This window comes from Paraburkholderia sp. IW21 (assembly GCF_041321145.1).
In the GTDB taxonomy this organism is placed as follows: Bacteria; Pseudomonadota; Gammaproteobacteria; order Burkholderiales; family Burkholderiaceae; genus Paraburkholderia.
Genome location: NZ_JBGGWA010000002.1, coordinates 425,081 through 448,857 on the forward strand (window position 1 = coordinate 425,081; position 23,777 = coordinate 448,857).

Here is a 23,777-nt window from a genome sequence, read left to right on the forward strand (position 1 = left end):
GTGATCACTTCACTCGCCTTTTGAAATACGCGTACTTGAAGCCCATCAGCCAAAGCATACCGAAATATAGCGCGGCGAACAGAACGAGGCATGCCCCCAGCAACACGATACGGTCGAGCGGGCGATCATGCATGCCGATCCAGTCGAAGCTGATCGCCAGCCAATGCATCGTGCCGCCGAGCACCAGACAGGCGCCGAGCAACTGCACGAAGAATTTGAGCCAACCGTTCGACGGCATGTAGATGCCGCGCTTGCGCAGGCCGAGGAACAAGAACAGCGCGTTGACGCACGCGCCGAGCCCGACGCTCAAGGTCAGGCCCGCATGCGCGAAAATCGGCACGAACAGAAAGTTGCTCAACTGCGTGACGATCAGCACGCCGACGCCGATCTTCACCGGCGTCTTGATGTCCTGCTTCGCGTAGAAGCCCGGTGCGAGAATTTTGATCAGAATCAGGCCGATCAGGCCAATGCCGTAAGCCGACAGCGCACGGCCGACCATCACCACCGAGTTGCCGTCGAACTTGCCGTAGTGAAATAGCGTGGCGGTAAGCGGCAGGGCGAAGAAAAACAGCGCGACAGCGCTCGGCGCGGCCAGCAGGAAAGTGACGCGCAGACCCCAGTCGAGCAGCGAGGAATACTCGTGCGGATCGGCGTCGACGTGCGCCTTCGACAAACTCGGCAGCAGAATCGTGCCGAGCGCGACGCCGAGCAGCGCGGTCGGAAACTCCATCAGCCGATCCGCGTAGTTGATCCACGAAACGGCGCCCGGGCCGATGCGCGATGCAATATTGGTGTTGATGATCAGGCTGATCTGCGCGACCGACACGGCGAACATCGCCGGCACCATCTTCGACAGCACGCGCTTCACGCCGCGATGCGCAAGCGCCTTCAGCGGATTCAGGCCGATGCGCGGCAGCATGTCGATCTTCTTCAGACCCGGCAGTTGCACGATGAATTGCAACACGCCGCCGGCGATCACCGCCCACGCCAGCGCATAGACCGGCGTTTGCAAGCGCGGCGCGACGAACACGGCCGCGAAGATGAAGGCGACGTTCAGCAGGACCGGTGCGAAAGCGGGCAGTGAAAAATTCTTGTACGTATTCAGCACGCCCGACGCCAGCGACGTCAGCGAGATGAAAATGATGTACGGGAACATGATGCGCGTCATCGTCACGGCGAGTTCATACGCGTGACCTTCATGCGTGAGACCGGACGCGACAATGAACACCACGCCCGACGCCCCCACCACTCCGATCACCGAGAGGATCGCGAGCGCCCAGGCCAGCACGGTGGAGGTGGCGTCGACGAGCGCCTTGGTGGCGTCGTGTCCTTGCTGGTTCTTGAACTCCGCGAGAATCGGGACGAAGGCCTGCGAGAACGCGCCTTCGGCGGAAATACGGCGCAGCAGGTTTGGAATACGGAAGGCGACGTAAAACGCGTCAGTGTATTGACTGGCACCGAACGCACGAGCGATCAGCGTTTCGCGGGCCAGTCCGGTCACGCGCGACAGCAGCGTGAAGCCGCTGACCGTCAGCAGGGCTCGGAATAGATTCATGGGGCGCTTATTATACGGGTGCCGCAGGTGCGGACGACGAGCCGGAACGCGAGTCGGACCGATTTGCGCCGCAGACGTTCGTTGGGATGAGCGGATCGGACCGTTTTTTGTTGTCTGCCGCACACCTCACCTGTCCCGCTCTCGCCGGCAAACCCGGAGCCCGTGGCGGCTTACAGAATCCAGAAGCGTGCGCGGCAGCGCTGCACATCAGGATTGGCGAATCCCCCGTTGCCACGTGCCTGATTTTGTTGCTATAATCGCCGGTTTCGAAGCTCGCTCAATTTTCGGACGGGGTTCGGCACGCGATACTCAAACGGCACGCAAGCCGTATTGAGGCGCCCACCAAACTCGAAAAACTCCGGAACACGGGCCAGCCTTCGCGTAGTTCGATCGATTATTTCGACACTTTTGCGCTCTTGGGCAATCGCTTCCAAGAGTTCGATCTAAAAGCAGCACCTACCGCTTGAAGGTCAGGTACTGGAAACAGGAACAGGATAAGGAACCGTCATGGCTAACACCGCACAAGCACGCAAGCGCGCCCGCCAGGCCGCCAAGGCAAACTCGCACAACTCGGCACTGCGCTCGAAGTTCCGCACGGCTATCAAGGCTGTTCGCAAGGCAATCGAAGCCGGCGACAAGGCTAAGGCCGTCGAGATCTTCCAAGCGTCGTCGAAGACCATCGACATCATCGCCGACAAGAAAATCGTTCACAAGAACAAGGCAGCTCGCAACAAGAGCCGTCTCGCTGCAGCCCTCAAGGGTCTGCAAGCGCCCGCAGCGCAGTAAATCCGGTCAGCCCGCTTCGGTGGGCTACCTCCTGTTTCCGCTGCATCAGAATGGCTCGCTTCGGCGAGCTTTTTTGCTTGGGGCTTGTTAAGCCTGATCTCGGTCCGCGCGCGTGTCAGCTGGCGGCTATGTTGAAGCCTCCGCTGAAGCCAACGCTTCTTTCAGGCATAAAAAAACCCGCTGCCGGCGGGTTTTGTTTTGCTGATCCTGCTTGCGCCTTAAAGCGTGTTCTTACCCTGCTGCGTGCCGTGTTCAGGTGGCAACTCACACGCCTCGGTGACGACGAGGTCATTGTCTTTCGCAAAGTTCAGGACGAAATCGAAGGCCATCGGTTCGATGTCGCGCAAGCGCGAATCGAGAATCACGCATTTGAGGTCGCCAAGCATGGTTGGCCGGACGTACAGCGAGTATTGCAGGTAAGCGTTCCGCCCCCTGCCGCCCGGGCTGGGGCCGAAGCATGACATCACGCCTGCGAGCCGCTCCGACCAGTCGCTCGGCCGAAACTTTCTTCCCGTCGACGTAATGCCCTGAATGAAATATTCGGTTGGAACTGCTTCGGCCATGTAGGAATACCTGTGTGACTGCCCAGCGGGATGACGGCAAAGCGGCTTTGAGGATGCCTGAACACGCCGCAGACGCAAGCAAATGCCGCTACGGAGCGCTACGCCACCATACGCCGCGAAGGCTGGTTGAACCGCCTCAACGTTCATCATGACGGCGCACGGCGAAAAAACTTTCCGCGTCGCGCGAGCCGTGTCCCGTAAGCGGAATACCGGCCTGCTGGGCTTTGGGATAACCGCCAGATTATAGCGCAGCGGACCTTTTTCCGCAGCGCACACAAGCTTTGTCTGATGGTTGCGCGAGGCTTTCAGGCAGCTCGCCCGGCCTTTTGGCCGACTCGTCAAACGGAGCGAAATCCTTTATGCTGCATTGAGTTACCACAAACGACGGCGGCGCCGTCCGGCAATCCTGCCGGGTGAGACCGCCGTATTTGTTTCATGACCGCCAAGAAAATTCGCCATTACCTGCAGTTCAAGGATTTCTCGCTGGAAGACTACGAGTACGTGCTGGAACGCGCGCGCATTCTGAAACGCAAATTCAAGAACTACGAGACTTACCACCCGCTGCACGACCGCACGCTCGCGATGATCTTCGAGAAAAACTCGACTCGCACGCGCCTGTCGTTCGAAGCCGGCATCTTCCAACTGGGCGGCCACGCCGTCTTCATGAGCACGCGCGACACGCAGCTCGGCCGCGGCGAACCGATCGAAGACGCAGCGCAAGTGATCTCGCGCATGGTCGACATCATCATGATCCGCACGTTCGGCCAGGACATCCTGCAGCGCTTTTCCGAGAATTCGCGCGTGCCGGTGATCAACGGGCTGACCAACGAATATCACCCTTGCCAGGTGCTGGCAGACATCTTCACTTACTTCGAGCACCGCGGGCCGATTCGCGACAAGACGGTTGCGTGGGTGGGCGACGCCAACAACATGCTGTACACGTGGATCGAAGCGGCCCAGATTCTCGGCTTCAGGCTGCGCCTGTCCACGCCGCCGGGCTACAAGCTCGACCGCGCGATGGTCGCCGCCGAAAGCGCACCGTTCTACGAGGAATTCGACGATCCGAACGAAGCTTGCGCCGGCGCCGACCTGGTCACTACGGACGTGTGGACCAGCATGGGATTCGAAGCCGAAAACGAAGCACGCAAGAAAGCCTTTGCAGATTGGTGCGTAGACGCCGAAATGATGGCGCGCGCCAATCCGGATGCACTCTTCATGCACTGCCTGCCGGCCCACCGCGGCGAGGAAGTCAGCGCGGAAGTGATCGACGGCCCGCAAAGCGTCGTGTGGGACGAAGCCGAAAACCGCCTGCACGTGCAAAAAGCGTTGATGGAATATCTGCTGCTTGGCAAGCTGAATCACTAAGCGAGCCACTGCGCAGCACCTGCGTGAAGCGCGACGGGGGCCTTGAATACGAGGCAAGGCAACCCCGTCAGTGCCACGCGTCGGGCCGGCGTCCACAGTTGCACGCGGACCCGGCTATGTCACCGCACTGCCCCAAAAACGCGGGCACCCTGCGGTTTAGTGTCAAAATAGTGGTTTTCCGCGCTCCGGAACCGCCGGTTCGCCTTGTTTTCCAGCTTTTTCCAGCTACGAGTTCACCATGAGCGATATCAAGAAAGTCGTGCTCGCCTATTCGGGCGGCCTCGACACCTCCGTCATCCTGAAGTGGTTGCAGGACAACTACGACGCCGAAGTCGTCACGTTTACGGCCGACATCGGCCAGGGCGAAGAACTGGAACCGGCCCGCAAGAAGGCCCTGCAACTCGGCATCAAACAGGACAACATCTTCATTGAAGACCTGCGCGAGGAATTCGTGCGCGACTACGTGTTCCCGATGTTCCGCGCCAACACGATCTATGAAGGCGAGTACCTGCTGGGCACGTCGATCGCACGTCCGCTGATCGCCAAGCGTCAGATCGAAATCGCCCGCGCAACCGGCGCGCAAGCGGTGTCGCACGGCGCCACCGGCAAGGGCAACGACCAGGTTCGCTTCGAACTTGGTTACTACGCGCTGGAACCGGGCATCAAGGTGATCGCACCGTGGCGTGAATGGGATCTGCTGTCGCGCGAAAAGCTGCTCGCGTACGCCGAAAAGGCCGGCATTCCGATCGAAATGAAGCACAAGCAAGGTGGCGCGCCGTATTCGATGGACGCGAACCTGCTGCACATTTCATTCGAAGGCCGTCACCTGGAAGATCCCAAGGCCGAAGCCGAAGCCGATATGTGGCGTTGGACGGTGTCGCCGGAACAGGCGCCCGACCAGGCTGAATACATCGACATCGAATACGAACACGGCGATCCGGTCGCGATCGACGGCAAGCGTCTGTCGGCGGCGGAAATGCTGACGGAGCTGAACCGTTTGGGCGGCAAGCACGGCATCGGCCGTCTGGATCTGGTGGAAAACCGCTACGTCGGCATGAAGTCGCGCGGCTGTTATGAAACGCCGGGCGGCACGATCATGCTGAAGGCGCACCGCGGCATCGAGTCGATTACGCTCGACCGCGAAGTGGCGCACCTGAAAGACGACCTGATGGCACGGTACGCTTCGCTGATTTATAACGGCTACTGGTGGAGCCCGGAGCGCCGCGCAATTCAGGTGCTGATCGACCATACGCAAGAGAAGGTCAACGGCTGGGTGCGTGTGAAGCTGTACAAGGGCAGCGTGTCGGTTGTCGCGCGCGATTCGAAGGAAACGCTGTTCGACAAAACCATCGCCACGTTCGACGACGACGGCGGTGCGTACAATCAGGCCGACGCCGGCGGGTTCATCAAGCTGAACGCACTGCGCATGCGGATTGCGGAAAACGCACGCCGTCAGCGTAACTAAGCATTGGAGGCGTCCCAGTGAAGGCTTAACTTCGCGTGAGCGAAGTTAAGCGCCGCGAGGCGCGGCCGGAGCCGAAGCGCGGATGCGAAAAAAGGCGCCGGGAGGAAACTCCCGGCGCCTTTTTCAATTGCGGCATCCCGCTCCCCCTGCCACGAAAAGCCAGCCCCGCCTTCAACTCCAAATTGCTTTTGCGAGCGCCAAACCCCTCTGCGCCGCCCGGTCGGCCGCCATTGACCGGCACCGGTGCCTGCTGCGTCACAAACAAACCGGCTCCGCTTCCAACTTCACGCCAAACCGCGCCAGCACATCCTGCTGAATCGCATTCGCGAGCGCCAACACCTCCGCCCCGCTCGCCCCACCGCGATTGACCAATACCAAGGCCTGCCGCTCATGAACCGCCGCGGCGCCCATCGCCCGGCCTTTCCACCCGCATCGATCGATCAGCCAGCCTGCGGCAAGCTTCACCCGGCCGTCCGGCTGAAGGTAGGACACGACCTCCGGCTCCCGTACCTTTAGCGCCTCGAACTCCACCGCTTCGACCACCGGATTCTTGAAGAAACTTCCCGCATTGCCGAGCACTAGCGGATCAGGCAGTTTTGCACGCCGCACCGCGACCACCGCATTGAAGATCGCCTGCGCAGCCGGCTGCGTGCCGTCATGGCCGCCCGCGGCCAGCTCACGCGCAAGATCCGCATACCCGGCGCGAGGCTGCCAAACCTTCGGCAAACGGAAAGTGACCGATGTGATCACGAAACGGTCGCGCCCTTCGCGCTTGAAAAAACTGTCGCGATAGCCGAATCGGCAAGCGTCAGCATCGAGTTCGACTACGGCGCCCGTTTCCAGCTCCACCGCCCGCAGCGACGCAAAGCGCTCGCACATTTCCAGGCCGTAAGCGCCGATATTCTGAATCGGCGCCGCTCCTACCGTACCCGGAATCAGCGCGAGGTTCTCCAATCCAGACAGCCCTTGCGACAAAGTCCATGCCACAAACTCATGCCACGGCTCGCCTGCCGCCGCCTCGACGTACCACGCGTGGTCGTCCTCGCGCACGATGCGGCGGCCTTGCATCTCCACCAGCAGGACCAATCCGGCGAAGTCGCCCGTCAACACGACGTTGCTGCCGCCGCCCAGCACCAGCCGCGGCAGGCCGGCAACACGCGGATCGCGCACGGCCGCCATCAGTTGCGCTTCGCGCTCGATCCGGCACGCAAACTGCGCGCGGACATCAAAGCCGAAGGTGTTATGCGCCTTCAGCGGATAGCCGGCAAGAAAGGCAGCAGAATCGGATTGAGACATCAGAATGAGAATAATGAAACGACGAATCAAACAACAACGGGCCCCCGCCGCGCGACAATGTGCGACGGCCTTGGGCAAAAGGGAGTGGCGTCGGTAAAATGACGTCCGGTCCGTGATTATAGCGAGTGCCCCGTGAGCAGCCGACCGGCCGCGCCACGCACCGCAGCACTATTGGGAGAAAACAATGCCATCGTTCGACGTCGTCTGCGAAGCAAACATGATCGAAGTCAAGAACGCGATCGAGCAGTCCAACAAGGAAATTTCAACGCGCTTCGACTTCAAAGGGTCGGACGCGCGCCTCGAGCACAAGGAAAACGAAATCACCGCCTATGCCGACGACGACTTCAAACTCGGCCAGGTGAAAGACGTCATGCTGTCGAAAATGGCTAAGCGCAACGTGGACGGGCGCTTCCTCGACTATGGAAAGATCGAGAAGATCGGCGGCGACAAGGTCAAGCAGGTCATCACGATCAAGAAGGGCGTGTCCGGCGATCTTTCCAAGAAAATCGTGCGCCTCGTGAAGGACAGCAAGATCAAGGTCCAGGCGAGCATTCAGGGCGACGCGGTGCGCATCACGGGCGGCAAGCGTGACGATCTGCAAAGCGTGATCGCGATGCTGCGCAAAGATGTGACCGATACCCCGCTCGACTTCAACAACTTCCGCGATTAAGCACGTATCGCGCTGGACGCCGGGACCGCACCGACACACGCTGGCTCAAGCGACGGCCAGCGCGCCCTTCTCTCCCGTTCAAGGTTCGTTGCCGCTCGCCGGGCTGGTTGCCGCGTCGGCCTTCTTCTTGTCGCCGATGCGGCTTTCCTGGCCGCGCATCAGCTTGGCGATGTTGCCGCGGTGGCGCCACACCAGCAGCGAACTCATCACCACGATCGCCAGCGCGATGATGTGCGGCCCGAACAGAAAGCCGTCGAAGATCGGCGCGAACACCGCCGCGGCCAAAGCCGCCAGCGACGAATAACGCGTGAAGAACGCCACGATCAGCCACGTCAGCAAAGTCGCGACACCGAGGATCGGATTGATCGCGAGCAGCACGCCCGCTGCGGTCGCCACACCCTTACCGCCCTTGAAGCGGAAGAAAATTGGAAACAGGTGGCCGAGAAACACCGCGACGCACGCAATCGCAACCGACGTGTCGTCGAGTCCGTAACGCGCGCCGAAGTGCACGACGAACCACACCGGCAGCCATCCCTTGAACGCGTCGCCGATCAGCGTGAGAATCGCGGCCTTCTTGCTGCCGCTGCGCAGCACGTTGGTGGCGCCCGGGTTGCCCGAGCCGTACGAGCGCGGGTCGTCCAGCCCCATCGCGGCGCTCACGATCACGGCAAACGACACCGAGCCGATCAGGTAGGCAACGACAGCAACGATCAGGTTTTGCATCTGGGACTCTTATAAGGATCGGCGGTCTGAAACTCGATACCCCAACCGCAACAGGGAACGAAACTGGGAACGAAGCGGCGCACATTCTACCGAACCCGCTCGCCCGGAAAACATTCAGGCAAACGTCAATCGACGCTCGCGCATTGAACCGGCTTCGCCGCCAGCAGATCGGTCAATATCTTGGACTCGATGCTGACCAGAAAGCCGCGCCGCCCGCCGTTCAGCCAGATCGTGTCCATCTCGAGAATGCTCGACTCGACGTACACCGGCATCTGCTTGCGCGTACCGAATGGCGACGTGCCACCGATCAGATAGCCCGAATGCCGGTTCGCCACCTCGGGCTTGCACGGCTCGACGCGTTTCGCGCCGATCTGCCGCGCGAGATTCTTGGTGCTGACGGTGCGGTCGCCGTGCATCAGTACGATCAGCGGCTTGGCATGCTCGTCTTCCATCACCAACGTCTTGACGACATGATGTTCGTCCACACCGAGCTGGCGCGCCGACTCCGCGGTGCCGCCGTGCTCGACGTATTCGTAAGGATGTTCGCCGAACGTGACGCCGTGACGGCGCAGAAACTGCGTTGCCGGGGTTTCGGAGACGTGTCTGAATTTGCTCATCGGCGCATTGTAATGGCGACTTTGCACGACGGCTATTTGCCGAACGGCCAATTGTGCGGGTCTGTCGATTGTGGCACGATCGTTCGAAAATCTTCTGGCGCACAGCATGCCGGGCACCAAACCACATTTAGCAAACATCTTGCATGGGAGACAGCGTGAGCCTCGCTTCATCCACCCGTTCCACCCTCGACATCCCCGCGTTGCTGGCCGCGTTGCCCGCGCGCATCGCCGAAATTCCCGCGCTTGCAGCCGCCCGCGATCCACAGCACGTTGCATTGATCGAGGATGCGCGCCGCTTCACCAATGCGCAACTTCTGGAAGCCGTCGATGCCACCGCCGCGCTGCTGCGCGACTGGGGCGTGCGTGGCGGCGATCGCGTGATGATCGTCGCGGAGAACAGCATTGCGCAGATCGTGCTGCTGTTCGCCACCGCGAAACTCGACGCGTGGGCACTGGTGTCGAACGCGCGCCTGTCCGCTGCCGAACTCGACGCGATCCGCGTGCATGCGCAGCCTCGCATGGTCGCGTATGCGGTCGAAAGCTCCGCAGACGCGCGGCAACACGCTGAGCGCCATCAAGCCTTCACAGTGCCTGCCATCACGCCGGATATCGGCACGTGGTCGTACACGATCGACGCCCACGCGAAAGCCGAACCGGTGGAACCCGCTAACGATCGTCAATGCGCCGCACTCATCTACACCACCGGTACCACGGGCGCGCCGAAAGGCGTGATGCTGTCTCACCGCAACTTGCTGTTCATCGCGGCTGTTTCGAGTCGCTTACGCAAAGTCGGCCCTGACGATGTCGTGTACGCCGTCCTGCCGATCTCGCACGTGTACGGCTTCGCGTCGGTTTGCCTCGGCAGCCTGCACGCCGGCGCAACCTTGCGCCTCGTGCCGCGCTTCGCGCCGGAAGCCGTGCGCCGCGCGCTCGCTGAAGAGCGCGTGTCGATTTTCCAGGGCGTCCCGGCCATGCACGCCAAACTGCTCGAACATCTGCAGACGCACGGCCACGCGTGGTCGGCGCCGCATCTGCGCTTTGCCTATTCGGGCGGCTCGCCGCTCGACGCCGCGTTGAAGGCGCATGTCGAAGGCGTCTACGGACTCCCGTTGCACAACGGCTACGGTATGACCGAGAGCAGTCCGACCGTCTCGCACACGATGCTCGATGCACCGCGCAGCGATTGCTCGGTGGGCGAGGTCATCCCCGGTGTCGACGTGCGTTTCGTCGGACTCGACGGCATGGACGCCGCGCCGGGTGAGATCGGCGAGCTATGGGTGCGTGGCCCGAACGTAATGCTCGGCTACTATCGCAGCCCGGAGCAGACCCGCACCGCGGTCACCGAAGATGGCTGGCTCAAGACCGGCGACCTCGCACGACAGGACGCGGACGGCGCGTTGCATATCGTCGGGCGCAGCAAGGAGTTGATCATCCGTTCGGGCTTCAACGTCTACCCGGCGGAAGTCGAGCATGTGCTGAACGCGCATCCGCAGGTGGTGCAGTCGGCCGTGATCGGGCGCGCAGTCGAGGGTAACGAGGAAGTGGTCGCGTTTGTCGAATTGGTTGCGGGCGCGAAGGTGACGTCCGCTGAATTGATCGCGTGGTGCGGCGAGCGTCTCGCGCCGTATAAGCGTCCTGCCGAAGTGAAGGTGCTCGCCGCGCTGCCGGCTGCATCCACCGGCAAGATTCTCAAGCACCGGCTGCGCGAGTTCGTTTGAAGCTACAGCCGGGGCGCACATCATCCCCTTGGATGATGCTGCGCATGCAGCGACTTCAACCGTTCACGAGCCACGTGCGTGTAAATCTGCGTAGTCGAGATATCCGTATGACCCAGCAGCAATTGCACGACGCGCAAATCGGCGCCGTGGTTCAGCAGGTGTGTCGCAAACGCGTGCCGCAGCGTATGCGGTGAGAGCGGCGCGTGCACATCGGCCGTTGCCGCGTGACGCTTGATGATGTTCCAGAACTGCTGGCGCGTCATGCCCTCTGCTCGGCTCGTGACGAACAGCGCGTCCGTCGCGCGCGCACCGAGCAACGCTGGACGCGCTTCGCGCAGGTAGCGTTCGATCCAGCCATGCGCCTCTTCGCCGAACGGAATCAGGCGCTCTTTCGAGCCTTTGCCCATCACGCGCACCACGCCATCGTTCAGGCTCACTTCCACCGTCTTCAGCGTGACGAGTTCCGTGACGCGCAAGCCGCTCGCGTACATCAGCTCTAGCATCGTGCGGTCGCGCAGGCCCAAGGGCGTCGCGATATCGGGCGCACCGAGCAGCGCCTCGACTTGCGCTTCGGTCAATGTCGACGGAAAACGCGGCGGTTGCTTGGCCGAACGAATCCGCACCGTTGGATCGACCTTCGCGCGATGCTCCCGCACCGCCCACCCGTAGTAGCGGCGAAACACCGAGAGCCGCCGGTTCGCCGAGGTGGATTTGTCTTTCTGACGCGCGGCGCTATAGGCGTTGAGATCGGCCTCGCTGGCGGTGTCGAGCGACGTGTCGCGGGTGTGCGCGAGCCATTCGCAGAACAGGCGCAGATCGCGCCGGTAGGCATCGAGCGTGTTGCGCGACAAGCCGTGCTCGAGCCACAGTGCGTCGCAGAAAGCATCGATCGAGGCCGAGCTCGCCACAAACAGAGGTGACGCGACGCTCGCATCTTCAGCCAGGGTATCGCTCATGCGTAGGGAATGCCTTCATGCGCCAGCAGCCAGCGCTTGACGTTGCGAAAGAAGCCATCTCCGGCATGATGCGCGAATCCGCCGATGCCGCTCGAACTGACCACCCGATGGCACGGAATCACAATCGGAAAATAATTGGAGCCGCACGCCTGACCGACTGCGCGCGGTGCGCTGCCGAGTTGCCTCGCCAGTTGCCCATAGGTCAGCACGACGCCCGGCGGGATGTCGCTGATCGCTTGCCAGACGCGCTTCTGAAACGCGGTGCCGACCGCTGCCAGCGGCAATTCGAACTTCGCGGATGCACGCTCGAAATAACGCTCGATCTGCTCGGCCGCCTGCTTCGCGAGAGGCGTGTCCGGCGCGACGTTCTGCATCGACTCCGGCAGATAGACGATCTCGCGCACGGCATCGCCTTCGAGGCGGATGCCGACCTTACCGAACGGTGCATCGATCACTGCGTTGAACATGGTTGTTTGCTCCGTGACTGGCGCGGCGTTCCAAGCCTCCAAATAGCGTACCTACATGAGGTTTCAGGCGCGCTACCCAGGAAAACGGCCCCACCGGAATGCCGCTACTTTACGCCGCTTCCAACGCCCATTCCACATGCTCGCGCACCACGGCGGAAGGGTCGGCGGCACGCAGCTTCAGCGCGTGAACGATCGCCTCACGCGACGCTCCAGTCAAGCTTTGAGGAGAAGCACGCAGCGCATTGCCCATCCCCACCGCCAGATTGCGCAGCCAGCTTTCATAGCCGATGCGGCGAATCGCACTGCCCTGCATGCGCGTATCGAACTCGTCCGCGCTCCACGCGAACAACTCGACCAGCGTCGCGCGATCGAGCCCGTGCCGCACATCGAAATCGGCGACCGGCGCGGCCTGCGCGAACTTGTTCCAGGGACATACAAGCTGACAATCGTCGCACCCATACACACGATTACCGATCAGCGGCCGCATTTCCAGGGGAATACTGCCCTTCAATTCGATCGTCAGATACGAAATACAGAGGCGCGCATCGACCTTGTAAGGCGCCACGATCGCGCCCGTGGGACATGCGCCGATGCAGCGCGTACAACTGCCGCAATGCGAACCCGGCGTTTCGGGCGCGTCGTCGGGTGAAGTGTCGGCGTCGGTGGGCAACGGCACGTCAACGTAGATTTCGCCGAGGAAAAAAAGCGAACCCGCATCGCGCTGCAGCAACAGCGTGTGCTTGCCGCGCCAGCCGATGCCGGCCTTCTGGGCAAGTTCTACCTCTAGCACCGGAGCAGAATCGGTAAATACGCGGTAACCGAACGCCCCGATCTCCGCTTCGATTTTTTCGGCCAGATGTTGCAAACGGTTACGCATCACCTTGTGATAATCACGGCCTCGCGCATAGATCGAGACCACCGCCGCCGAGGGGTCCGCAAGCCGCGCATGCTCGGCTGCGCGCCAGTCTTGCGGCACGAGGGGGGTGTCCTGCAAAGCGCTTTCGTGTGCCTTTCCGTTCAATGTTTCAGTGGGCAAATAGGCGATGCGCGCGGTAATCACACGTCGCGTGCCGGCCACAAGCTCGGCCGGCCGCGCGCGTTTCATGCCGTGTTTCGCCATATAATCCATCTCGCCGTGGCAACCCGCATCCAGCCATGCTGCAAGTGGCGCTTCGGCAGCGGAGAGATCGGTGTCGCTAATACCGATCGCCCCGAAACCCAATTCGCGGCCCCACGTTTTGATGTTCAGCGCGAGCGCTTCCAGCGCCGCTTCATCGAAATGACGCTCGGCGCGCGCATCGTCGTTAGACGCGGGCGTGCTGGAAACGGGGGACTTCGGACTTCGGTTCATCACGCCATTTTACGAGAATGCCCGTCAATCCCGATCACGCGATCCAACCGCCCGCGAATGTCCTCCTCGAACGCTTCTTCGCGCTCGCGGACGAGGCCGCCACCCAGGCGTTCGGCGAGCGCTTCGCACAGGCGATTGAAAGCGTGTGCGGGGAGCACCAGAACCCGCCCCAAACAACGCAGCAGGAAGCGCAACAACGCGCGCCGGGCGCTTCGGGCGACACCGCATTCCACGGACTGCAAGTACAACTCGTCGGCGAGCTCGGCGCCGGCAAAACCACGCTCGTGCGCGCGACCTTGCGTGGCCTCGGCCACACCGGACGCGTGCGCAGTCCCACCTACACGCTCGTCGAACCCTACGTGCTCGAGCGGCCCGTTGGGGAACTCGCGCTCTATCATTTCGATCTGTACAGATTCACCGATCCGGCCGAATGGGCCGACGCGGGCTTTCGCGAGTACTTCGACAGCGGCGCCATCTGCCTCGTCGAATGGCCGCAACGCGCGGGACGCCTGCTAGGCGTGCCGGATCTCGTCTTCTCGCTCGACCTGGATAGCAGGAACGATGGTGACGGCCGCGTACTCGTCGCACGGGCATACAGCGAATCAGGAAAGGCATGTCTCGAAAGATGTTGATCAAACCGTTCCACTCGATCGAATCGGCGGCTACTGCAACGCATAACTGGCGGCGCCGGCAGATTCTGCGCGCAGGCGCGTCGACTTTGATGCTCGGCCTTGTCGCTCCGCGTCTCGCGTGGGCCAGTTCCGTGCTCGGCGTGCGGGTCTGGCCGGCGCGCGACTACACGCGCGTGACGATCGAATCGGATCAGCCTTTGCAGAACGCGCAGCAGTTGCTGCAGGGCCCGGACCGGCTGGTGGTCGATCTGAGCGGGCTCGATCTGGATCAGGCGCTCAAGGACCTCGTGTCGAAGATCACGCCGAACGATCCGCAGATTCAGTCGGTGCGCGTCGGGCAATATCAACCGCACGTGGTGCGTATGGTGTTCGACCTGAAGGGCTCGGTGAAGCCGCAGGTGTTCACGCTGCCGCCGGTTGGCGCATACAAGTACCGGCTGGTGTTCGACCTTTATCCCGCCGTCGCGCCCGATCCGCTGATGGATCTGCTCGCGCAGACCGAGCGCAAGGAACAGCGCCTGAACGAAAGCAATGCGCCGCCCGTGACCTTGAGCGGTCCCGGCACCACGCCGCCCATCGCCGATAACAGCGAAACCTTCTTCGAGCGTTACGCGCAAAACGGCAGCAACGGGCCGGCGCCCAGCGTGCCACGTCCGCCGGTGCATAGCGTGCCGACGCCGGCTCCGCCCATCCTGGGCAAACCGGCAGCACCCGTTGCACCGCCCACCGCCATCGCCCGCAACAAGAGTGGCACCAGCGGCGGCAACCTCGGCGAAAGCGGCGGCGATGGCGAGGATAGCTACGCATTTACCAACCCGAAGTCCGGCAAGAGCAATACGGTGCGTCTTCTGACCGTCGCGATCGATCCGGGTCACGGCGGCGAAGACCCGGGCGCGATCGGCGGCGCGGGCACCTACGAGAAGCACGTCGCGCTCGACATCGCGAAGAAACTGCGCGCGAAAATCGACGGACAGGCGAACATGCGCGCCATGATGACGCGCGACGCCGACTTCTTCGTGCCGCTGAACGTGCGCGTGCAGAAGGCGCGGCGCGTGGGCGCGGACCTGTTCGTCTCGATCCACGCGGACGCGTTCACCACGCCCGAGGCGAAGGGCTCGTCGGTGTTCGCCTTGTCCGAGCATGGCGCGTCGAGCGCAGCGGCACGCTGGATGGCGAACAAGGAGAACGCGTCGGATCAGATCGGCGGGATCAACATCAAGTCCGCCGACGCCACCGTCAACCGTGCGCTGTTCGACATGTCGACCACCGCGCAGATCCGCGATTCAATGCGTTACGGCAACTTCGTGCTGAAGGAAATCGGCGGTATCAACAAGCTGCACAAAGGCGCGGTCGAACAGGCGGGGTTTGCTGTTCTGAAGGCGCCGGATATTCCGTCGATCCTCGTGGAAACCGCCTTCATCAGTAATCCGGATGAGGAGCGCCAGTTGAACGACGACGCGTATCGGGAGAAGATGGCCGATGCAATCATGACCGGCATCAAGCGCTATTTCGCGGCGAATCCGCCGTTGGCAAAGAACCGCATGACGTGAAGCCACGTTGCGTCACGCGGCTTCACGCTGGCGATAAAAAATGGCTGCTCAATGCGGCCATTTTTTTATGCTACACGTTGGAGAGGCGCTCACCGCGCCGGTGAAAGCCGCTGCACGACCCAACCACCGAACACATTCACCGCCAGCCCCGCCATCACCAGCAAGGCGCCCGCGATCTGCGCCGGGGACAACTGCTCGTCGAGAAACAAGGACGCCGACGCCAGCCCGACGATCGGCACCAGCAGCGAGAACGGCGCAACCTGGTTCGCCGGATAGCGCGACAACAGCCGGCTCCACAGCCCATAGCCGATCAGCGTCGCGACAAACGCAAGGTACACGACGGCAAAAATCGACGTCGCGCTGATGCCGGACAGCGCCGCGACGATCCGCTGCGGCCCCTCGAACGCGTACGACAGCGCCAGAAACGGCAACGGCGGAATCAGGCTGCCCCACACGACCAGCCCGACCAGATCGATCTGGCCGACCTTCTTCGTGACGATGTTGCCGAGCGCCCACGAACACGCGGCGCACAGCGTGAGGACGAAACCGGCGAACGTCATCGCGTGACCGCCTTGCATGCCGATTACCGCGAGGCCGCCCGCCGCGATCAGCAAACCGACAAGGTTCGACACGTGAAAGCGCTCATGCAGAAACAGCGCTGCCAGGATCAGCGTGAAGAATGCCTGCGCCTGCAACACCAGCGAAGCGAGCCCCGCCGGCATGCCGACGTACATCGCCGAGAACAGGAAAGCGAACTGGCCAAACGAAATGGTCGCACCGTACGCGAACAGCCAGCGCCACGGCAGTTGCGGCCGCTTGACGAAAAACACCGCCGGCACCGCGGCGAGCGAGAAACGCAGCGCGCCGAGCAGCATCGGCGGGACGCCGTGCAGGCCCACCTTGATCACGACGAAATTGACGCCCCACGCAACCACGACGACCAGCGCGAGCAATAAGTCCCTGGGCGACATCCCAGTCTCCGTTGTTGGTTCGATCCGGCAGTTTAGCGGAGCCGGCAACGGCATGGAATCGCGCGCATGACGGAATCCCGGAGCAGTACGGCACGCAAACCGTCGCTATTCCACCCTCCGCAGTAGAATCATCCAGTAAGCAAGATCCAACTCACATTCCAGCCGAGCTGCCCATGTCTTCCTCGATCAAAGCAGTCCTCAAACCCCATCTGCGCGACGTCGGCAGTCTCACCGTGCGGCGCGTGCTGCCGGCCATGGCGGCGCGGCTGATTGGCCCGTTCATCTTCTTCGACCACATGGGCCCCGCCACGCTCGAACCCGGCGTCGGTCTCGACGTGCGTCCGCATCCGCATATCGGCCTCGCAACCGTCACGTATCTGTTCGAAGGCTCGGTCATGCATCGCGACAGCCTCGGCTCCGAGCAGAAGATCGTGCCTGGCGACGTCAACTGGATGACGGCGGGTCGCGGCATCGTCCATTCCGAGCGCACGCCGGCCGAAGACCGCGCGAGCGGCCTGACCATGCACGGCATCCAGACCTGGGTCGCGCTGCCGCTCGAAGACGAAGATATCGAACCGTCCTTCTCGCATCACGCGGCCGACACGCTGCCGGTGGTCGAGCGCAACGGCGTCACGCTGCGCGTGATCGCCGGCACCGCGTTCGGCCAAACCTCGCCGGTCACGACCTTTTCCGGCACGCTGTATGTCGCTGCGCAGTTCGCACCGGGTGGCGCGTTCGCGCTCGAACCGGAACACGAGGAACGCGGCGTCTATCTGGTGGACGGCGATCTGGAGATTGACGGAACGCCCCTCGAAGCGGGCCAGATGGCCGTACTGGCGCTCGACGAAACCGTTACGCTTGCCAGCACGCACGGCGCGCGCGCGATGCTGCTCGGCGGCGAGAAACTCGATGGCGAGCGCTTTATCGAGTGGAACTTCGTCGCCAGTTCGCGCGAGAAGATCGAAGCCGCGAAGCTCGCGTGGACCCATCAGGAGATGGGCAAGGTACCGGGCGAAACCGAATGGATTCCCTTGCCTGTGCGCTAATGAGCCTAAGGCGCATTGAATGCGCGGTCTTCGACCCCACCTAGCCAACAAACCGTTTTATCGACGAGGACGCAATGGACACCACTCTGGCCACCTTCGAACAGGACGTCATCACGGCGTCGACACTGGCCCCCGTGCTGGTCGATTTCTGGGCGCCGTGGTGCGGCCCCTGCAAGACGCTCGGCCCGATGCTGGAAAAGCTCGAAGCCGAAGCCGCCGGCAAATGGAAGCTGGTGAAGGTGAACGTAGACGAAAATCAGGAACTGGCCACGCACTTCCAGGTACGCAGCATTCCGCACGTCATGGCGTTTGCAGACGGGCGGCCGGTCGATCAATTCGTCGGCGTGTTGCCGGAGGGTCAGCTGCGCGAGTTTATCGAGCGCCTCGTGCCGCAAGGCGCGGACGCGGCACGACTCGAAGCGCAAGCCGCGCTGGCCGAAGGCCGTCGCGAGGACGCCTACGATGCACTGCAGGCCGCGCTCGCCTACGACCCGGGCTTCGACGAGGCGCGCATGGACCTCATCGAAATGCAGCTCGAAGACAGTCGCATCGACGAAGCGCGCAATGAAGTGGACCTGCTATCCCCGAAAACCACGCAGGGAATCGACGCCCGCTTCAACGCAATCAAAACGCGGCTCGACGCAGTGGACGCGGCAGCGGACCTGCCGCCCACGGATGCGTTGGAAGCCCGTGTCGCTTCGCACCCGGACGATCTCGAAGCGCGTTTCGATCTGGCCAGTGCGCTGATCGCCCGCCGCAAATACGAGGGCGCGCTCGAACACCTGCTGGCGATTGTGCAACGCGACCGCACGTTCCGCGACGATATCGGCCGTAAGACCATGCTGTCGGTATTCGATCTCGCCGCGCATCAGCCGGAGCTGGTGTCGCAATGGCGGCGTAAGTTGAGCGCGTCGTTGTTTTAATCGATGCGGTGTTCAGATGCGGCGAACGAGCCGCGCTGAACGCCCCAACGCTTCAGGCCGCCGCCTGCTTCGCCAACGCCCGCAATACATGCGCGGCCGCGGCAAAACCGAAGCTCGCGGTCACGCACACACTCGAGCCGAATCCCGCACAGTTCAAACCGACCGGCCCCGTATGACCCGGCGAGGTCGTGACGTGCTCCGCTGCCTCGTCGATATCGCAGACGGCGGCTTCCGGATAGATCAGCGGCTCGTCGGAATACACCGCGCTCACCTTGAACTTCGCCTTCGGGCCACGCGGAAAACCGTGCTGTTTGCGCAACTGCCCACGCACTTTCGACAGCAACGGGTCCTGGATAGTCGACGCGAGATCGTCGATACGAATGCGCGTCGGGTCTAGCTGGCCACCCGCGCCGCCTACCGTAATCAACGGCTGCTTCATTTCGACACACCACGCGATCAACGCGGTCTTGGTGCGCACGCTGTCGATCGCGTCGATCACGTAATCGAAACCGCCGCCGAGGGTCGCCGCGAAATTGTCCGGTTCGACGAAGTCTTCAATCAGCCGCACGTCGCAGAACGGATTGATCGCCGCGATGCGTTCCGCCATGGCCTCGACCTTCGGTTTTCCGTAGTTGCCGTCCAGCGCGTGGATCTGGCGGTTAGTGTTGCTCTCGGCAACGTTGTCGAGATCGATCAAGGTCAGCGTGCCGAGCGCGCTGCGCGCCAACGCCTCCGCCACCCACGAGCCGACCCCGCCGATACCGATCACCGCGACATGCGCGCCTTCGAACGCGGCGAGCGCCGGCGCGCCATACAGGCGGGCAACGCCGCCGAAGCGCCGCGCGCGGTCGGCGGTTTCGCTCCCGTCGAGGCTGGTAGTAAGATCGGAATGCGCGGTAGTGCTGGACATGGTGGCAGGCTCGTCAAATGCTTGCAAAACGGAAAGTGGTCGCGCTCAGGCGTTCGCAGCCCGTATTTTGCCTGATCGTGTTAATCCGGACGGCCGCGTATAAGATCACAGCATGACGGAATCGCTAAGCGCACCGTGCGGAGCCGTGTTCGGGTCACGCGCAAAAAATTTACTCCTTAGCTATACTGGTTGTACTGTAGCGTTCGCATAAGAATATGACTTCACTCGCCGAACTTCGAAAAAACTATTCGCTGGGTTCTCTGGACGTTGCCGATGTCGACCGCAACCCGTTTCGTCAATTCGACACGTGGTTTCAACAAGCGGTAGACGCCAAACTGCCCGAGCCGAATACGATGACGCTGGCCACGGTCGACTCGCGCGGCCGGCCGTCGGCGCGCATCGTACTGATCAAAGGCGTCGACGAGCGGGGCTTTGTGTTCTTCACCAACTACGAAAGCCGCAAGGGCCGCGAACTGACCGCCAATCCCTATGCGAGCCTGCTGTTTTACTGGATCGAACTCGAACGCCAGGTACGCGTCGAGGGTAGCATCGTCCAAACCAGTGCTGAAGAAAGCGATACGTACTTCGCGTCGCGCCCGCTCGGTTCACGCATCGGCGCATGGGCATCCAATCAGAGTCAGGTAATTGAAAGCCGTTCGCAGCTCGAAACACGCGAACGCGAAATCAGAGCGCAATACGGCGACCAACCGCCGCGCCCACCTCACTGGGGCGGTTATCGTTTGGTACCCGAAGCAATTGAATTCTGGCAGGGCCGACCGTCGCGTCTGCACGACCGTTTGCTCTACACACGTTCAAGTGAAAGCAGCGACTGGCAAATCTCCCGCCTATCGCCTTGAATCGAATAGAACACCGTACGCGCGTTGCCAACGCAGCAGCGCGCGCCCGGCCGGATTGCGCCTCGCGGTATAGGAGTTGAACCGCACAGTGAGCGGCGATCCACACAGGCTTTGCTTTAATTCAACGAACACGGAGAAATCACATGTTCTGGGAGAAGAAGCTGGCGCAGTGGGTGGAGGACGTTAAAACCAAGGCTAACCTGCCGGCACGCCTCGTGCTGTGGGACGGCCAGCAACATGACTTCGGGCAGTTCGCCGCGCCCCAGGTCACGCTACATGTAAAGAGCGCCACGGCGCTGCCCTATCTGCTCGAACCGAGCCTCGACAATCTCGGCGAGGCGTACGTGAAGGGCAAGATCGACATCGAAGGCAAGCTGTCGGACATCATCAACATCGGCTATCAGCTGGCGCGCAATACCGTCACCAGCGCGGGCAAGCTGGCGCGTGTGCGACGCTACTTCAGTCACTCGAAGTCGTCGGACAAGAAGGCCATTCAGTATCACTACGACGTCTCGAACGAGTTCTACAAGCTTTGGCTCGACGAGAACATGGTGTACTCGTGTGCGTACTTCGAGAATGGCGATGAGGATCTCGCCACCGCGCAGATCAAGAAGATCGACCACATCCTCACCAAGATCCAGTTGCAACCGGGGCAGCGCCTGCTCGATATCGGCTGCGGCTGGGGCGCGCTCGTCTTGCGCGCGGCACAGAAGTTCGGCGCTCAGTGCGTCGGCGTGACGCTGTCGCAGAACCAGTTCGATCTCGCCACCGCACGCGTGAAAGCCGCAGGCCTGGAAAACCAGATCGAGATTCGTCTGCAGGATTATCGCGACATCGAAGGGCAGTTCGACCGCATCACCAGCGTCGGCATGTTCGAGCACGTCGGCCGTAAGAATCTGCCCGGCTACTTCGAGAAGATCCGCGATCTCCTCGTCGACGAGGGCATCGCCATGAATCACGGCATCACGTCGAGCGATTCGGAGAGCGGCGAAACCGCGCTGGGCGGCGGCGAATTCATCGACCGCTACGTGTTCCCCGACGGCGAACTGCCGCACATCAGCCTCGCGCTCGAAGCGATGCAGCGCGGCGGCCTCGAAGCGGTTGACGTCGAAAGCCTGCGCCGTCACTATGCGCACACGCTGAACCTCTGGGCGGAAAACTTCGAGGCGCATGCGGACGAAGCCCGCACGCTCGTCGACGACGAAAAATTCCGCATCTGGCGTTTGTACCTGGCTGGCTGCGCGTATGCGTTCGAAACCGACGACGTCTCGATCTACCAGACGGTGTGCCGCAAAGCCGGCCGTAGTGCGACAACCCTGCCGTGGTCGCGCCGCTATATGTACGACAAACCGCTGTGATACGGTTGCGCCGCGGCGATTTGCCGTGGCTGCGTGCCAGGGCCAGGTGCATTCAGCGGCGGTCCGACGCGGCGCAACCTTTAAACAGCAGGTCGAAAAACGATGGATCAGAGCGGGGCAAGTGAAGTTGAACAGCCGGTGAGCGGCGAGCATGACGCGCAGGCTGACGCCGTGCAGTTCGATCTGTTCGGAATGCCGGTGGAGCAGGCGCCGGCGCCGGCCGAGCCGGACGTTGTCGGCAAGCCGCACCCCGCGCCGGCCGCTACCGCTGACAGCCCGAAAAAACGCCGCACGCGCGAGGTTCTCGCCGCCCCACCTTCGTCTGAACTCCTGGCGCTGGCCGCCGACCTGCCGCCGCAGGTCCACCTCGGCACGTCGACATGGTCGTTTCCAGGCTGGAACGGCATCGTCTACGGTGACGAATACAGCAATAGCAAACTCTCGCGCGAGGGCCTGACCGCTTATGGCGCGCATCCGCTGTTAAGGACCGTCAGCATCGACCGGTCGTTTTACCAGGCGCTCACCGTCACCGAATACTTGCGTTACGCCCAGCAAGTGCCGGAACACTTCCGCTTCATCGTCAAAGCGCCGATGACGATCACCGACGCCACCGTGCGCGCCGAACGCGGCGAGCCAGTCTCGCTAAACCCGTGTTTTCTGAACGCGCAAATGGCGATCGACGAATTCGTCACGCCATGCCTCGAAGGCCTCGGCGTCAAGGCCGGTGCACTGGTGTTCCAGCTCTCGCCGCTGCCCGACGCGATGCTCGCGCAGCCGGCGGTGTTCATCGAGCGCCTCGGCGAGTTCCTGATGGCGTTGCCGAAGCTGCCTGACGACACTTGCTACGCGATCGAAATCCGCGACGCGAGTTTGCTCACGCCGCGCTTCATCCGCACGCTCAAGACGGCGGGCGTGCGGTATTGCGTGGGGATTCATGCGCGGATGCCGGACCCGCTGCGCCAGGCGGCGGCGCTTGCGCTGCTCGACGGCGAGCCGGCGGGGCCGCTGATCGTGCGCTGGAGTTTGCACGGCGGCTTCAAATACGAACAGGCGAAGGCCAAGTACGAGCCGTTCAACCAATTGGTCGATCAGGACCCCGCGACTCGCGCCGCACTGGCCGAGTTGGCCGCGCGCTATGCGCTGGCCGGCCACCCGGTGGTGATCGCGATCAACAACAAGGCAGAGGGTTCGGCGCCCTTAAGCTGTGTGGAACTGGCGCGCACGATTATCGAAGCCTATGCGCGCCTCGCTCATGAGCACGAGTATGACCATGAGGAACCACGGCCGGACGAGCCCGAACCGCACGAAACCGGCGAATCCGGCGAGCTGGGCTAAGCGACGCCGCGCCTGCTCAACTCGCCTTGATCCGATGGGCGAACTTCTGACGAAACTTCGCGACCTTCGGCGCCACCACAAACGAGCAGTACCCTTGATTCGGGTGCTGCGCAAAATAGTTCTGGTGATACGCCTCGGCCGGCCAGTAGTTGCCGTCGAGCGGCAACACCTGGGTGACGATCTGACCGTCGTAGATGCGCTGATCGCCGATCTCGCGGATCGCCTGCAGCGCCGTTTCATGCTGCGCGTCGGAATTCGTGAAAATTACCGAGCGGTATTGCGTGCCGACGTCGTTGCCCTGCCGGTTCAACTGCGTCGGATCGTGAATCGCGAAGAAAATATCGAGAATCTCGCGATAGCTGATCTTCACCGGATCGAAGTCGACGTTGACCACTTCCGCGTGGCCGGTTACGCCGTCGCACACCTGTTCGTAGGTCGGCCGCGGCGTCTGGCCGCCCGCATAGCCCGACTCCACCGAGTTCACGCCTTCGACGCCCAGATACACCGCTTCGAGGCACCAGAAACACCCGCCACCGAGGGTGGCGACTTCGCCTGTCTGACTCATGCTGCTCGCTCCTTGACATACATAGTCGGCCGATGCCGGTCCCGCTTGATCGCAACGCTCATGCCACCGTCGAGACTTTCCAGCTTAGCGGGTTTTCC

At 62.3% G+C, this 23,777-nt stretch carries 23 protein-coding genes; 12 read left to right on the plus strand and 11 right to left on the minus strand.

The genetic code is table 11. From position 1 onward, the window contains the following. Nucleotides 1-4: 4 nt before the first annotated feature. Nucleotides 5-1,555: a murein biosynthesis integral membrane protein MurJ gene (gene murJ, locus ACAX43_RS05790; protein ID WP_370707452.1), complete on the minus strand. Its 1,551-nt coding sequence runs from the start codon at nt 1,553-1,555 to the stop codon at nt 5-7. A 507-nt stretch (nt 1,556-2,062) separates the two neighbouring features. Here murJ and rpsT point away from each other — a divergent pair. Then, on the plus strand, nt 2,063-2,341 hold the full coding sequence (gene rpsT, locus ACAX43_RS05795) for a 30S ribosomal protein S20 (RefSeq protein ID WP_074282377.1): 279 nt from the start codon (nt 2,063-2,065) through the stop codon (nt 2,339-2,341). Nucleotides 2,342-2,559: 218 nt separating this feature from the next. Here rpsT and ACAX43_RS05800 read toward each other — a convergent pair whose 3' ends face one another. Further along, nucleotides 2,560-2,904, minus strand: coding sequence for a DUF3579 domain-containing protein (locus tag ACAX43_RS05800; RefSeq protein ID WP_370707453.1), 345 nt, complete (start codon nt 2,902-2,904; stop codon nt 2,560-2,562). 435 nt (nt 2,905-3,339) lie between these two features. Here ACAX43_RS05800 and argF point away from each other — a divergent pair, with 435 nt between their 5' ends. Further along, complete coding sequence (gene argF, locus ACAX43_RS05805) at nt 3,340-4,269, plus strand: ornithine carbamoyltransferase (protein WP_370707454.1); 930 nt, start codon at nt 3,340-3,342, stop codon at nt 4,267-4,269. 238 nt (nt 4,270-4,507) lie between these two features. Beyond that, nucleotides 4,508-5,734 carry an argininosuccinate synthase gene (locus ACAX43_RS05810; protein WP_370707455.1) on the plus strand — a complete coding sequence of 409 codons (1,227 nt, stop codon included), beginning with the start codon at nt 4,508-4,510 and terminating at the stop codon, nt 5,732-5,734. Nucleotides 5,735-5,989: 255 nt separating this feature from the next. Here the strand turns inward: ACAX43_RS05810 and murB are convergent, their stop codons facing one another. Continuing rightward, nucleotides 5,990-7,030: a UDP-N-acetylmuramate dehydrogenase gene (murB, locus tag ACAX43_RS05815; RefSeq protein WP_370707456.1), complete on the minus strand. Its 1,041-nt coding sequence runs from the start codon at nt 7,028-7,030 to the stop codon at nt 5,990-5,992. A 184-nt stretch (nt 7,031-7,214) separates the two neighbouring features. Here murB and ACAX43_RS05820 point away from each other — a divergent pair, with 184 nt between their 5' ends. Continuing rightward, the gene (locus ACAX43_RS05820; RefSeq protein ID WP_370707457.1) at nt 7,215-7,700 is read left to right on the plus strand and encodes a YajQ family cyclic di-GMP-binding protein; all 486 of its coding nucleotides are present in this window, start codon (nt 7,215-7,217) and stop codon (nt 7,698-7,700) included. A gap of 78 nt (nt 7,701-7,778) precedes the next feature. Here ACAX43_RS05820 and plsY read toward each other — a convergent pair whose 3' ends face one another. Then, nucleotides 7,779-8,423 carry a glycerol-3-phosphate 1-O-acyltransferase PlsY gene (plsY, locus tag ACAX43_RS05825; RefSeq protein ID WP_370707458.1) on the minus strand — a complete coding sequence of 215 codons (645 nt, stop codon included), beginning with the start codon at nt 8,421-8,423 and terminating at the stop codon, nt 7,779-7,781. 125 nt (nt 8,424-8,548) lie between these two features. Beyond that, nucleotides 8,549-9,040, minus strand: coding sequence for a Cys-tRNA(Pro) deacylase (gene ybaK, locus ACAX43_RS05830; RefSeq protein ID WP_370707459.1), 492 nt, complete (start codon nt 9,038-9,040; stop codon nt 8,549-8,551). 143 nt (nt 9,041-9,183) lie between these two features. Here ybaK and ACAX43_RS05835 point away from each other — a divergent pair, with 143 nt between their 5' ends. Continuing rightward, nucleotides 9,184-10,758, plus strand: a complete 1,575-nt coding sequence (locus tag ACAX43_RS05835) for a class I adenylate-forming enzyme family protein (protein ID WP_370707460.1) — start codon at nt 9,184-9,186, stop codon at nt 10,756-10,758. Between the two features lie 20 nt (nt 10,759-10,778). Here ACAX43_RS05835 and xerD read toward each other — a convergent pair whose 3' ends face one another. From xerD to queG, 3 genes are all read right to left on the minus strand, one after another. Continuing rightward, complete coding sequence (xerD, locus tag ACAX43_RS05840; RefSeq protein ID WP_370707461.1) at nt 10,779-11,714, minus strand: site-specific tyrosine recombinase XerD; 936 nt, start codon at nt 11,712-11,714, stop codon at nt 10,779-10,781. Then, nucleotides 11,711-12,181 (minus strand): methylated-DNA--[protein]-cysteine S-methyltransferase, encoded by a 471-nt coding sequence (locus ACAX43_RS05845; protein WP_370707462.1) that lies wholly within the window; start codon nt 12,179-12,181, stop codon nt 11,711-11,713. The genes xerD and ACAX43_RS05845 overlap by 4 nt, the downstream gene beginning before the upstream one ends. 109 nt (nt 12,182-12,290) lie before the next feature. Then, the gene (gene queG, locus ACAX43_RS05850; RefSeq protein ID WP_370707463.1) at nt 12,291-13,532 is read right to left on the minus strand and encodes a tRNA epoxyqueuosine(34) reductase QueG; all 1,242 of its coding nucleotides are present in this window, start codon (nt 13,530-13,532) and stop codon (nt 12,291-12,293) included. 17 nt (nt 13,533-13,549) lie between these two features. Here queG and tsaE point away from each other — a divergent pair, with 17 nt between their 5' ends. Beyond that, a complete protein-coding gene (tsaE, locus tag ACAX43_RS05855; RefSeq protein ID WP_370707464.1) occupies nt 13,550-14,164 on the plus strand; it encodes a tRNA (adenosine(37)-N6)-threonylcarbamoyltransferase complex ATPase subunit type 1 TsaE in 615 nt (204 codons plus the stop codon). Continuing rightward, entirely contained in the window at nt 14,146-15,714 is a 1,569-nt protein-coding gene (locus ACAX43_RS05860) for an N-acetylmuramoyl-L-alanine amidase (RefSeq protein WP_370707465.1), read from the plus strand. Before tsaE ends, ACAX43_RS05860 begins: the two co-directional genes overlap by 19 nt. Nucleotides 15,715-15,803: 89 nt before the next feature. Here the strand turns inward: ACAX43_RS05860 and ACAX43_RS05865 are convergent, their stop codons facing one another. Further along, nucleotides 15,804-16,685: an EamA family transporter gene (locus ACAX43_RS05865; RefSeq protein ID WP_370707466.1), complete on the minus strand. Its 882-nt coding sequence runs from the start codon at nt 16,683-16,685 to the stop codon at nt 15,804-15,806. Between the two features lie 173 nt (nt 16,686-16,858). Between ACAX43_RS05865 and ACAX43_RS05870 the strand changes: the two genes are divergently transcribed. After that, nucleotides 16,859-17,731, plus strand: coding sequence for a pirin family protein (locus tag ACAX43_RS05870; RefSeq protein ID WP_370707467.1), 873 nt, complete (start codon nt 16,859-16,861; stop codon nt 17,729-17,731). A 74-nt stretch (nt 17,732-17,805) separates the two neighbouring features. Continuing rightward, nucleotides 17,806-18,654, plus strand: coding sequence for a thioredoxin (gene trxA, locus ACAX43_RS05875; protein WP_370707468.1), 849 nt, complete (start codon nt 17,806-17,808; stop codon nt 18,652-18,654). A gap of 52 nt (nt 18,655-18,706) precedes the next feature. Here the strand turns inward: trxA and tcdA are convergent, their stop codons facing one another. Beyond that, nucleotides 18,707-19,564, minus strand: coding sequence for a tRNA cyclic N6-threonylcarbamoyladenosine(37) synthase TcdA (gene tcdA / locus ACAX43_RS05880; RefSeq protein ID WP_370707469.1), 858 nt, complete (start codon nt 19,562-19,564; stop codon nt 18,707-18,709). Between the two features lie 215 nt (nt 19,565-19,779). Between tcdA and pdxH the strand changes: the two genes are divergently transcribed. The 3 genes from pdxH to ACAX43_RS05895 all read left to right on the plus strand — a co-directional run bounded on the left by pdxH (nt 19,780) and on the right by ACAX43_RS05895 (nt 23,114). Beyond that, the gene (gene pdxH / locus ACAX43_RS05885) at nt 19,780-20,421 is read left to right on the plus strand and encodes a pyridoxamine 5'-phosphate oxidase (RefSeq protein ID WP_370707470.1); all 642 of its coding nucleotides are present in this window, start codon (nt 19,780-19,782) and stop codon (nt 20,419-20,421) included. 143 nt (nt 20,422-20,564) lie between these two features. Then, nucleotides 20,565-21,779 (plus strand): class I SAM-dependent methyltransferase, encoded by a 1,215-nt coding sequence (locus ACAX43_RS05890; protein ID WP_370707471.1) that lies wholly within the window; start codon nt 20,565-20,567, stop codon nt 21,777-21,779. Between the two features lie 102 nt (nt 21,780-21,881). Then, on the plus strand, nt 21,882-23,114 hold the full coding sequence (locus ACAX43_RS05895) for a DUF72 domain-containing protein (protein ID WP_370707472.1): 1,233 nt from the start codon (nt 21,882-21,884) through the stop codon (nt 23,112-23,114). A 16-nt stretch (nt 23,115-23,130) separates the two neighbouring features. Here ACAX43_RS05895 and msrA read toward each other — a convergent pair whose 3' ends face one another. Beyond that, a complete protein-coding gene (gene msrA / locus ACAX43_RS05900) occupies nt 23,131-23,679 on the minus strand; it encodes a peptide-methionine (S)-S-oxide reductase MsrA (protein WP_370707473.1) in 549 nt (182 codons plus the stop codon). Between the last annotated feature and the right edge of the window lie 98 nt (nt 23,680-23,777).

Coding starts and splice junctions, on each gene's coding strand:
- trxA (WP_370707468.1), top strand. CDS start 17,806: ATGGACACCACTCTGGCCACCTTCGAACAGGACGTCATCACGGCGTCG.
- rpsT (WP_074282377.1), top strand. CDS start 2,063: ATGGCTAACACCGCACAAGCACGCAAGCGCGCCCGCCAGGCCGCCAAG.
- pdxH (WP_370707470.1), top strand. CDS start 19,780: ATGACTTCACTCGCCGAACTTCGAAAAAACTATTCGCTGGGTTCTCTG.
- ACAX43_RS05895 (WP_370707472.1), top strand. CDS start 21,882: ATGGATCAGAGCGGGGCAAGTGAAGTTGAACAGCCGGTGAGCGGCGAG.
- queG (WP_370707463.1), bottom strand. CDS start 13,532: ATGAACCGAAGTCCGAAGTCCCCCGTTTCCAGCACGCCCGCGTCTAAC.
- ACAX43_RS05865 (WP_370707466.1), bottom strand. CDS start 16,685: ATGTCGCCCAGGGACTTATTGCTCGCGCTGGTCGTCGTGGTTGCGTGG.
- murB (WP_370707456.1), bottom strand. CDS start 7,030: ATGTCTCAATCCGATTCTGCTGCCTTTCTTGCCGGCTATCCGCTGAAG.
- ACAX43_RS05870 (WP_370707467.1), top strand. CDS start 16,859: ATGTCTTCCTCGATCAAAGCAGTCCTCAAACCCCATCTGCGCGACGTC.
- msrA (WP_370707473.1), bottom strand. CDS start 23,679: ATGAGTCAGACAGGCGAAGTCGCCACCCTCGGTGGCGGGTGTTTCTGG.
- ybaK (WP_370707459.1), bottom strand. CDS start 9,040: ATGAGCAAATTCAGACACGTCTCCGAAACCCCGGCAACGCAGTTTCTG.
- ACAX43_RS05860 (WP_370707465.1), top strand. CDS start 14,146: ATGTCTCGAAAGATGTTGATCAAACCGTTCCACTCGATCGAATCGGCG.
- tsaE (WP_370707464.1), top strand. CDS start 13,550: ATGCCCGTCAATCCCGATCACGCGATCCAACCGCCCGCGAATGTCCTC.
- ACAX43_RS05800 (WP_370707453.1), bottom strand. CDS start 2,904: ATGGCCGAAGCAGTTCCAACCGAATATTTCATTCAGGGCATTACGTCG.
- murJ (WP_370707452.1), bottom strand. CDS start 1,555: ATGAATCTATTCCGAGCCCTGCTGACGGTCAGCGGCTTCACGCTGCTG.
- ACAX43_RS05835 (WP_370707460.1), top strand. CDS start 9,184: ATGGGAGACAGCGTGAGCCTCGCTTCATCCACCCGTTCCACCCTCGAC.
- ACAX43_RS05820 (WP_370707457.1), top strand. CDS start 7,215: ATGCCATCGTTCGACGTCGTCTGCGAAGCAAACATGATCGAAGTCAAG.
- argF (WP_370707454.1), top strand. CDS start 3,340: ATGACCGCCAAGAAAATTCGCCATTACCTGCAGTTCAAGGATTTCTCG.
- ACAX43_RS05810 (WP_370707455.1), top strand. CDS start 4,508: ATGAGCGATATCAAGAAAGTCGTGCTCGCCTATTCGGGCGGCCTCGAC.
- plsY (WP_370707458.1), bottom strand. CDS start 8,423: ATGCAAAACCTGATCGTTGCTGTCGTTGCCTACCTGATCGGCTCGGTG.
- tcdA (WP_370707469.1), bottom strand. CDS start 19,564: ATGTCCAGCACTACCGCGCATTCCGATCTTACTACCAGCCTCGACGGG.
- xerD (WP_370707461.1), bottom strand. CDS start 11,714: ATGAGCGATACCCTGGCTGAAGATGCGAGCGTCGCGTCACCTCTGTTT.
- ACAX43_RS05890 (WP_370707471.1), top strand. CDS start 20,565: ATGTTCTGGGAGAAGAAGCTGGCGCAGTGGGTGGAGGACGTTAAAACC.
- ACAX43_RS05845 (WP_370707462.1), bottom strand. CDS start 12,181: ATGTTCAACGCAGTGATCGATGCACCGTTCGGTAAGGTCGGCATCCGC.